This window comes from Peribacillus sp. B-H-3 (assembly GCF_048572925.1).
GTDB lineage: Bacteria > Bacillota > Bacilli > Bacillales > DSM-1321 > Peribacillus.
Map to the genome: position 1 here is coordinate 1 of NZ_CP183880.1, position 10,526 is coordinate 10,526.

At 45.3% G+C, this 10,526-nt stretch carries 6 protein-coding genes, 3 rRNA genes and 1 other annotated feature; of the genes, 4 read left to right on the plus strand and 5 right to left on the minus strand.

Going from position 1 to position 10,526, the window contains the following annotated elements:
• The 4 genes from ACN6MY_RS23285 (at position 1) to ACN6MY_RS23300 (ending at position 5,619) form a co-directional block, all read left to right on the plus strand.
• Positions 1-1,380, plus strand: a 16S ribosomal RNA gene (locus ACN6MY_RS23285).
• A 137-nt stretch (positions 1,381-1,517) separates the two neighbouring features.
• A 23S ribosomal RNA gene (locus ACN6MY_RS23290) occupies positions 1,518-4,449 on the plus strand.
• A gap of 63 nt (positions 4,450-4,512) precedes the next feature.
• Positions 4,513-4,629 (plus strand): 5S ribosomal RNA (gene rrf / locus ACN6MY_RS23295).
• The 16S, 23S and 5S rRNA genes sit together here, the layout of an rRNA operon.
• 147 nt (positions 4,630-4,776) lie before the next feature.
• The gene (locus tag ACN6MY_RS23300; protein ID WP_419884283.1) at positions 4,777-5,619 is read left to right on the plus strand and encodes a tyrosine-type recombinase/integrase; all 843 of its coding nucleotides are present in this window, start codon (positions 4,777-4,779) and stop codon (positions 5,617-5,619) included.
• A 46-nt stretch (positions 5,620-5,665) separates the two neighbouring features.
• Here ACN6MY_RS23300 and ACN6MY_RS23305 read toward each other — a convergent pair whose 3' ends face one another.
• The 5 genes from ACN6MY_RS23305 to ACN6MY_RS23325 form a co-directional block, all read right to left on the minus strand.
• Positions 5,666-5,929, minus strand: coding sequence for a hypothetical protein (locus tag ACN6MY_RS23305; RefSeq protein ID WP_419884278.1), 264 nt, complete (start codon positions 5,927-5,929; stop codon positions 5,666-5,668).
• The gene (locus ACN6MY_RS23310) at positions 5,913-6,710 is read right to left on the minus strand and encodes a ParA family protein (RefSeq protein WP_419884279.1); all 798 of its coding nucleotides are present in this window, start codon (positions 6,708-6,710) and stop codon (positions 5,913-5,915) included. The genes ACN6MY_RS23305 and ACN6MY_RS23310 overlap by 17 nt, the downstream gene beginning before the upstream one ends.
• Before the next feature lie 138 nt (positions 6,711-6,848).
• Entirely contained in the window at positions 6,849-8,066 is a 1,218-nt protein-coding gene (locus ACN6MY_RS23315; RefSeq protein WP_419884280.1) for a replication initiation protein, read from the minus strand.
• 1,185 nt (positions 8,067-9,251) lie between these two features.
• Positions 9,252-9,821 carry a tyrosine-type recombinase/integrase gene (locus ACN6MY_RS23320; protein ID WP_419884281.1) on the minus strand — a complete coding sequence of 190 codons (570 nt, stop codon included), beginning with the start codon at positions 9,819-9,821 and terminating at the stop codon, positions 9,252-9,254.
• Between the two features lie 48 nt (positions 9,822-9,869).
• A complete protein-coding gene (locus tag ACN6MY_RS23325) occupies positions 9,870-10,022 on the minus strand; it encodes a hypothetical protein (RefSeq protein WP_419884282.1) in 153 nt (50 codons plus the stop codon).
• A 333-nt stretch (positions 10,023-10,355) separates the two neighbouring features.
• Positions 10,356-10,526: a sequence feature (16S ribosomal RNA rRNA prediction is too short), on the plus strand.

A 10,526-nucleotide genomic window follows, 5' to 3' on the forward strand; every position in this document is an offset into this window, starting at 1 on the left:
CCGGATACGTTCTTTCCTCGCATGAGGAAAGATGGAAAGACGGTTTCGGCTGTCACTTACAGATGGGCCCGCGGCGCATTAGCTAGTTGGTGAGGTAATGGCTCACCAAGGCCACGATGCGTAGCCGACCTGAGAGGGTGATCGGCCACACTGGGACTGAGACACGGCCCAGACTCCTACGGGAGGCAGCAGTAGGGAATCTTCCGCAATGGACGAAAGTCTGACGGAGCAACGCCGCGTGAGCGAAGAAGGCCTTCGGGTCGTAAAGCTCTGTTGTTAGGGAAGAACATGTGCCAGAGTAACTGCTGGCACCTTGACGGTACCTAACCAGAAAGCCACGGCTAACTACGTGCCAGCAGCCGCGGTAATACGTAGGTGGCAAGCGTTGTCCGGAATTATTGGGCGTAAAGCGCGCGCAGGTGGTTCCTTAAGTCTGATGTGAAAGCCCACGGCTCAACCGTGGAGGGTCATTGGAAACTGGGGGACTTGAGTGCAGAAGAGGAAAGTGGAATTCCAAGTGTAGCGGTGAAATGCGTAGAGATTTGGAGGAACACCAGTGGCGAAGGCGACTTTCTGGTCTGTAACTGACACTGAGGCGCGAAAGCGTGGGGAGCAAACAGGATTAGATACCCTGGTAGTCCACGCCGTAAACGATGAGTGCTAAGTGTTAGAGGGTTTCCGCCCTTTAGTGCTGTAGCTAACGCATTAAGCACTCCGCCTGGGGAGTACGGCCGCAAGGCTGAAACTCAAAGGAATTGACGGGGGCCCGCACAAGCGGTGGAGCATGTGGTTTAATTCGAAGCAACGCGAAGAACCTTACCAGGTCTTGACATCCTCTGACAACCCTAGAGATAGGGCGTTCCCCTTCGGGGGACAGAGTGACAGGTGGTGCATGGTTGTCGTCAGCTCGTGTCGTGAGATGTTGGGTTAAGTCCCGCAACGAGCGCAACCCTTGATCTTAGTTGCCAGCATTCAGTTGGGCACTCTAAGGTGACTGCCGGTGACAAACCGGAGGAAGGTGGGGATGACGTCAAATCATCATGCCCCTTATGACCTGGGCTACACACGTGCTACAATGGATGGTACAAAGGGCAGCAAAGCCGCGAGGCCGAGCAAATCCCAGAAAGCCATTCTCAGTTCGGATTGCAGGCTGCAACTCGCCTGCATGAAGCCGGAATCGCTAGTAATCGCGGATCAGCATGCCGCGGTGAATACGTTCCCGGGCCTTGTACACACCGCCCGTCACACCACGAGAGTTTGTAACACCCGAAGTCGGTGGGGTAACCTTTATGGAGCCAGCCGCCTAAGGTGGGACAGATGATTGGGGTGAAGTCGTAACAAGGTAGCCGTATCGGAAGGTGCGGCTGGATCACCTCCTTTCTAAGGAAAATAACGTTCGCTTACGTTTTGTTCAGTTTTGAAAGAAGCAATTCTTTCAGAACTTTGTTCTTTGAAAACTAGATAATAGATAGAAGGCAAATTTTTGCGTCAATCTTTTCAAAACATACCATGTTTATGGTTAAGTTAGAAAGGGCGCACGGTGGATGCCTTGGCACTAGGAGCCGATGAAGGACGGGACTAACACCGATATGCTTCGGGGAGCTGTAAGTAAGCTTTGATCCGGAGATTTCCGAATGGGGAAACCCACTGTTCGTAATGGAACAGTATCTGTACCTGAATACATAGGGTACTGAAGGCAGACCCGGGGAACTGAAACATCTAAGTACCCGGAGGAAGAGAAAGCAAATGCGATTTCCTGAGTAGCGGCGAGCGAAACGGAATTAGCCCAAACCAAGAGGCTTGCCTCTTGGGGTTGTAGGACACTCAACATGGAGTTACAAAGGAACGGGGTAAATGAAGAGGCTTGGAAAAGCCCGTCAGAGAAGGTAATAACCCTGTAGTTGAAACTTCGTTCCCTCCTGAGTGGATCCTGAGTACGGCGGGACACGAGAAATCCCGTCGGAAGCAGGGAGGACCATCTCCCAAGGCTAAATACTCCCTAGTGACCGATAGTGAACCAGTACCGTGAGGGAAAGGTGAAAAGCACCCCGGAAGGGGAGTGAAATAGATCCTGAAACCGTGTGCCTACAAGTAGTCAGAGCCCGTTAATGGGTAATGGCGTGCCTTTTGTAGAATGAACCGGCGAGTTACGATTTCATGCAAGGTTAAGTTGAGAAGACGGAGCCGCAGCGAAAGCGAGTCTGAATAGGGCGAATGAGTATGAGGTCGTAGACCCGAAACCAGGTGATCTACCCATGTCCAGGGTGAAGTTCAGGTAACACTGAATGGAGGCCCGAACCCACGCACGTTGAAAAGTGCGGGGATGAGGTGTGGGTAGCGGAGAAATTCCAATCGAACCTGGAGATAGCTGGTTCTCTCCGAAATAGCTTTAGGGCTAGCCTCATAATGAGAGTCTTGGAGGTAGAGCACTGATTGGACTAGGGGCCCTCATCGGGTTACCGAATTCAGTCAAACTCCGAATGCCAAAGACTTATTTATGGGAGTCAGACTGCGAGTGATAAGATCCGTAGTCAAAAGGGAAACAGCCCAGACCACCAGCTAAGGTCCCAAAGTATACGTTAAGTGGAAAAGGATGTGGAGTTGCTTAGACAACCAGGATGTTGGCTTAGAAGCAGCCACCATTTAAAGAGTGCGTAATAGCTCACTGGTCGAGTGACTCCGCGCCGAAAATGTACCGGGGCTAAACGTATCACCGAAGCTGTGGATTGACACCTCTGGTGTCAGTGGTAGGAGAGCGTTCTAAGGGCGTTGAAGCTAGACCGTAAGGACTGGTGGAGCGCTTAGAAGTGAGAATGCCGGTATGAGTAGCGAAAGAAGGGTGAGAATCCCTTCCACCGAATGCCTAAGGTTTCCTGAGGAAGGCTCGTCCGCTCAGGGTTAGTCAGGACCTAAGCCGAGGCCGAAAGGCGTAGGCGATGGACAACAGGTTGATATTCCTGTACCACCTATTCATCGTTTGAACGATGGGGGGACGCAGGAGGATAGGGTAAGCGCGCTGTTGGATATGCGCGTCCAAGCAGTTAGGCCGGAAACGAGGCAAATCCCGTTTCCATTAAGGCGGAGCTGTGATGGCGAGGGAAATATAGTACCGAAGTTCCTGATTCCACACTGCCAAGAAAAGCCTCTAGTGAGATGAAAGGTGCCTGTACCGCAAACCGACACAGGTAGGCGAGGAGAGAATCCTAAGGTGTTCGAGAGAACTCTCGTTAAGGAACTCGGCAAAATGACCCCGTAACTTCGGGAGAAGGGGTGCTTTTTAGGGTGAATAGCCCGGAAAAGCCGCAGTGAATAGGCCCAGGCGACTGTTTAGCAAAAACACAGGTCTCTGCGAAGCCGCAAGGCGAAGTATAGGGGCTGACACCTGCCCGGTGCTGGAAGGTTAAGGGGAGAGGTTAGCGCAAGCGAAGCTTTGAACCGAAGCCCCAGTAAACGGCGGCCGTAACTATAACGGTCCTAAGGTAGCGAAATTCCTTGTCGGGTAAGTTCCGACCCGCACGAAAGGTGTAACGATCTGGGCACTGTCTCAACGAGAGACTCGGTGAAATTATAGTACCTGTGAAGATGCAGGTTACCCGCGACAGGACGGAAAGACCCCGTGGAGCTTTACTGCAGCCTGATATTGAATTTTGGTACAGCTTGTACAGGATAGGTAGGAGCCTGAGAAGCCGGAGCGCTAGCTTCGGTGGAGGCGTCGGTGGGATACTACCCTGGCTGTATTGAAATTCTAACCCGCGCCCCTAATCGGGGTGGGAGACAGTGTCAGGTGGGCAGTTTGACTGGGGCGGTCGCCTCCTAAAGAGTAACGGAGGCGCCCAAAGGTTCCCTCAGAATGGTTGGAAATCATTCGCAGAGTGTAAAGGCACAAGGGAGCTTGACTGCGAGACCTACAAGTCGAGCAGGGACGAAAGTCGGGCTTAGTGATCCGGTGGTTCCGCATGGAAGGGCCATCGCTCAACGGATAAAAGCTACCCCGGGGATAACAGGCTTATCTCCCCCAAGAGTCCACATCGACGGGGAGGTTTGGCACCTCGATGTCGGCTCATCGCATCCTGGGGCTGTAGTCGGTCCCAAGGGTTGGGCTGTTCGCCCATTAAAGCGGTACGCGAGCTGGGTTCAGAACGTCGTGAGACAGTTCGGTCCCTATCCGTCGTGGGCGCAGGAAATTTGAGAGGAGCTGTCCTTAGTACGAGAGGACCGGGATGGACGCACCGCTGGTGTACCAGTTGTCTTGCCAAAGGCATAGCTGGGTAGCTACGTGCGGACGGGATAAGTGCTGAAAGCATCTAAGCATGAAGCCCCCCTCAAGATGAGATTTCCCATAGCGCAAGCTAGTAAGATCCCTGAAAGATGATCAGGTTGATAGGTCTGAGGTGGAAGCGTGGTGACACGTGCAGCTGACAGATACTAATCGATCGAGGACTTAACCAAAATGACGTGCAGATATTTAACTTCTTCTATTATCTAGTTTTGAAGGAACAACGTTCCTCATAGTTTGGTGGCGATAGCGAAGAGGTCACACCCGTTCCCATTCCGAACACGGCAGTTAAGCTCTTCAGCGCCGATGGTAGTTGGGGGTTCTCCCCCTGTGAGAGTAGGACGCCGCCAAGCAATTTCTAGTTTTAGGATTCATAACCCGAAGAATGCAGGTTCAAAATCCTATCTCTTTTCTAAAAAACCTTAGGATTTTTCCTAAGGTTTTTTTGTATATTTTTTCATCTGAAGCGTTTGGATGAACTCTAGGCGGGAGGATTTTTGATGAATAAAGAAGAAATCCGAAATACTGACCAAATCCTTCATTCTTTTGCTGAATGGTTAATGGATCAAAATAAATCAGACAGTACGGCTAAAACATATGTAGGTGTTCTCTCTCAATTTTTTCAATGGATGAAAGAAGAAATAGAAGAGATTGAATCGACCCATGTGCAGGCCTATCTTGATTATATGGACGATTCCAATAAAAGTGCCGGAACAATCGAAAAGCATTATACAGCCATCACTGTATTTTCACGGTTTCTTAACAAACCAGAGATTGTGGCCAACATTGACCGCAAAGCAAAGGAAAAGAAGGATGAACCACCAGAGTCACTGGAGCCAGCTGAACAGTCAGCACTAATAAAAGAAGTGGAAGACGAAGGAAACGTGCGGAACGTCGCTATTGTTTATGTTCTGCTTCATACCGGAATTCGGGTATCAGAACTTTGTGAATTAAATCACACCGATATAAAAAAAGACGGTGAAAGAGAATCTATTCTTATCCGGGATTCAAAAGGCGAGATTGAACGGGTTATCCCCCTTTCAAGAGCTGCCAGTGAGCATATTAAGCGTTATAAAGACTCTCTGAAGTCCGAGAATGAAGCAGTCTTCTTATCCAGTGTTAATCAGCGTATGACACCGAGGGCGGTTCAATATATGCTGAGCAAGTACGATGTGAGCCCGCACAAGTTGAGACATACTTTTTGCCAGAATCTTATCGATAAAGGAATTGAGATTCAAACCGTTTCAAAGCTGGTCGGCCATAAGGATTTAAATATGACTAAACGCTATATCAAAGAATCCGGACAGGGACTTGATGCAGCTATTCAAAATACATTTGATTGATAAAAAAGAAATACCCGAATGACCGGGTATTTCTTTTTTATCGTCTTCATTTAAGATACTGTTCCAATGCTTCCTCAATCAATAGATAAATGTTCTTTTCCTGAAGCAGCGACTGCATTTTCAGTTCTTTATGAAGGTCCGTTCTTAGATCGAAGGATACCCGTTTTCGGTCTCTCTTCTTTTCTTCTTTTCTTCCACTGTCTAAACGTTCCTTGGTTTCTTCCGGTAATACTTCTTCGTTCAAGGCAAAGCTGGGGCTAATGTGCTTTTGACTGCGCATTTTACTCTTGATGTCATTTACCTTCGACACGGCTGATCAACTCCTTATAGAATCCTTCGTATTGTCCCAATGCCTGCCGCAGTTCAGCGTTCTGGTTAAATCCATACAGAGATAATCTGCCAACATGCGCCTTCCTGGTAATCACCGTATCAAATACCAGGTCCGGGTAATCTTCCGCAATTAGTTCATTAAAGGCCTTGGCATCGCTTCGCCTTACATCATTCATCGTGCGTAGCACGCCGATCGCCTGAGTATTTCTCTTTCCGAATTCATTGGCTCCATGGATAGAATCCATAAAATTCGGGATAGCTGAATAGCACCAATTTGAACATTCGAATAAAACAACCACGTATTCACTGGCACACAGTGCATTTGTTGTCTGCTCGCTTAAGGAGGGAGGAGTATCAATAACGATAAAATCGTATCTGTCCCTGACGGACTCCAAAGCATGATCTAAGACAGAACTTGGATTTCCGCTAAAAGGGATCGTATCGCCTTTATATGTTTTTCCCGTATACAGCCAGCGCGGAAAAGTTGCCAAAAAGTTATTGGCAGGCAGAAGATCAAGGTGATCGGTGATATTCAGTATGTAGCCCTCAACATTATCTTCCTGCATCGCTTCCAGCACGGATTTGCCCATACACTCATTTGAAGGCTGCTCAGACAGAAGCTCTGTAAGGTTGCCCTGAGAGTCCATATCCACTGCAAGGACTCTATATCCATTTCTGCTCAACAAGTGCGTGAGAATGCCGGTTGTGGTGGATTTGCCGCAGCCTCCTTTTTGAATTCCCATTGTAATAGTAATCGCCATCCCTTTATCACCCTTTCTTCTTTTATTTTTTTCTTCTAACGTTGTTTTCTTCTTTTCTTCTTTTCTTCCTTTCTTCTAACGTTGTTTTCTTCTTATTTTATACGATGCCTTTGTCATCCAATTAAAAAAGGGCACTCATTAATGAGTGCCTTTTTTTAATTTCTTAAGTTGCTTTTCGAACTTACGCTTGCGCTTTTCTAGCTCCTCTATTGAATCACTTTCAGCCTCCGGCTCCTGAATTTGCAGAACTTCAAATAATTCTTCTTTAATTTCTTCAAATGTAACGGCTGCTGATTCATGATCCAATTTCAGTACTTCCTCCATTTTTTCAATGGACTTTTCCCGTATATACCAAGCAGGCAGTACTTCCTTTGATTTTCTGAAGTCGGATACTAAGCGTATAAGGATGTCTTCTGATTCATCATCCTTGTTTGCTGCCTTTAAGACCTTGGTTATGTATCCGACGGGGTTTTCGATGTCCTTACGGTCCTGTATTTTCTCCAGGAGGCTCATTACATTGTCCTGTCCATGCTTTTCCCATGAAAGAATGACTTCGTCCGTTAACCTTACCCCCAGATTTAAGCCGAGTTTTTTCACTTTCTCTATAAACGTATCGGCAAATTCCTGCAAATGATTTTGAAGCAGGTCCAATTGATCAGCTTTCCCATTGCTTCCTGAAGTGATGAAAAATTTGATTTTATCCACTCTTCGTCCAGTCCTGATTTCTTCTATTTCAAAGGATATATCCGTTTTAGCCTTCAATTCCTTCTGGGCCGGTACAAGAACACGCTGCTTAAAGTTTCCGTAGGCAGGATAGATATCCTTAGCCCCGAGCATTTTGCGCAGGTCCTCCAGGTAAAAGGATCTTTCCTTCAGTCTTTCATATTGCTTCAGCAATTCATAGATCCTTATGGCATAGGAACTTTTCAGCTTCACCACATTCTCAAGTTTATAGCTTGTGAATTCCCTTTTCAGCTGAAGCAGGTACGGCCGCAGGAAGGGGTCAAACCTTATGTCTACAGTTCCTTCCGTTTCGTTATACGCTACATAGCTGAGCCACGAAACCTGTATGACCTTTTTTTTAATCCGCACTTCAAATACCTTCTTCATCAAATCCTTCGTAATCTGCTTCAGTTCTGTATATTTGGGTGTTCCTTTTAAGCTTAGGAGATCTGAAAATTCCTGAATAGGCAGGGTGTAGGTTTTGAAATCTGAATCTGCAGGTGTAATATGGCTCGCCAGACAAAGAATAATTTTTTGCTCCACAACACCTAATTTATAATTTGCTTCAATGAGCATATTCGACTTAGTCACCAAATGGTTATTCTGCGTTTCGTTTTTCTCTAAAATTTTCATCACAATTCCCTCCCTTTCGAGCTTCTTTATTATGACAAAAGTTCATCAATAACAAAAGGATTTTTTTGTTATAATTCGCACCAAAAATGTTATAGTTGGCACCAAAAATGTTATAGTTGGCACCAAAAATGTTATAGTTCAGGCACCAAAAATGTTATAGTTGGCACCAAAAATGTTATAGTTCGCACCAAAAATGTTATAGTTGGCACCAAAAATGTTATAGTTAGAGGTCCTGAGACCAGTCATACCAAGGGTTTGAGGCCTCCGAAAACAATTAAAACAATGTAAAACAATTAAAACAATATTAGTAAAACAAACACAACAGGGGATTTTGTGTTTGTAAAATTCTGAAAATTTTTGTTGTGGCAAGTCAAAATACAAATTTATGTGTCAAAGATTAAAGATTATTATTTTTAAAAAAAGGTTCTCATTATCTGGATTTAACCTAAGGGATTTCACAAAAAGAAAAATGATTGCTTTTAAACACTAGTGCGTTTCTCAATCAAATATTGTGACGCAGCTAATTCTAAGATCAGACGGGGAGACCTTAATTTTATCCGCTATTTCACCGGAACCTAAAAAAAATTATGAGCAAAGTGTATTTTGAGCTGCCTTTACACCTCTGATAGAGCGAAAAAAAGAGAGAAATCCAAAAGAATTCAATGTCTGGTTTTATTTCTGTCTTATTTCTAGCAAGATCTTATACATATTCAGGATACCGGCCGGCTCCTTCTTTTTCGTAAACGCCAGAAGACCTCACCCTGCCAACGTACCTTTTGGAATGCTGAGGTCTTCTGGCACTCTAAAGATGTCGCCGGCCAGAGGGAGATGGTTTGCTATGAACAGTCAGGCAAGAAGTGAGTTAAGAGAAAATAAATGCTTTAGAAAAAGAAAGAGAGAAAAATGAAAGTAGATAAAGCTGAAGATCTAGGATTCGAAGGGTTCCGAAAAAGAAAAATGAAAAACAGGCATAAAAGTATATGATTCACCAAGATGATTTTTAAAAATACGCTGTTTAAGCTGTGTATTTGCCTTTCTAAGCTTTTTGATTTTTTTTTGAATAGAAAAGTATGGGCAGGGAATTCAAGCCTCTAAAAACAGCCTTTATGAACGTCTGGCAACAAGGATTTTTTTCGGAAATAAAAAAAAGAACAGTCAAAGACTGCTCCTTCGTTCGGAACCACATTATTTAAACACACTGAAGGTTTTCAAGACATTGTTGGTTTCTTCTTCTGTGATGCCGATATACCTCAGGGTAATCGACGGGTCCGAGTGGTGCAGGATTCCCTGCAGCATTGCAATGTCCTTTGTCGCTTTGTAAAACCAGTATCCGAACGTTTTCCGCAGGGTATGGTTGCCGACATGGTCGACGCCAGCAAAGTCGGCGGCCTTATTTAACTGCCGGTATGCCTGGGTCGGCGTGATGGAGCCGTCCCCCTTCCGGGATGGAAAAAGCCAATCACTGTCCACATTGGCGGCATAGCCGTACACTTCCTGGAAGCAGTTTTCAAGATACATCTCCCTGATTTTTTGTGTTTTTCCCTCTTTGATGCGCAGTATCTTTGTGTACTTTCCTTTCAAATTCAGAATCTGTTTGGTTTTGAGTCGTAAAAGATCTCCAACTCTCAGCCCAGTTTCACAGCCTAAGACAAACAGAATATAATCACGTTCCGAACAATGGCGTTTAAGCGCCCACTTCATATCTTCCAGCTGCTGCTGGTTTCGAATGGGCTGCACGTTCTTAATAGGGTTCATAATTGTGTCCCCTTCTTTTTCAAGATGTTCCGAAAAGGTTGCGAATCCTTATAAAACGGATACTTGAATGTATGATTTTGTGTATTTATCTTCATTATAAGGATTAAAAACGAAGGAAGTCAATGAAATCAAGGAAATGAATGTACGGTCGTCTACAGAATCATACATACAGTAACTGGCTGAAAAAATCATTGACATCATGTGTAAACTCTTTTATCATAAGGGAGTTGCTTATTTAGCAAGCGAGATTTTTTGATCTTAGAAATTATTGATAGAGCAGTAAAAACAAGAGGAATATGTTCTTGAAAAAAACTATTGACGTCTTATTGAAATAGTAGTAAGATTAAGTAGTCGCTAAGAAATGCGATTTTAAAAATAACTGATCTTCTTCGCAGAAGTTGACAACTATTCAACTCCGTGGTATGATGATTAAGTTGTTAAAGTGATTGCTCTTTGAAAACTGAACAAAACTAAGCGCCAACGTTTTAAAATAGTGAGCACACACTCTAAAAGCAAATGAGCAAGTCAAACATTTCTTCGGAGAGTTTGATCCTGGCTCAGGACGAACGCTGGCGGCGTGCCTAATACATGCAAGTCGAGCGAATGGATGGGAGCTTGCTCCCTGAAGTTAGCGGCGGACGGGTGAGTAACACGTGGGCAACCTGCCTGTAAGACTGGGATAACTTCGGGAAACCGGAGCTAATA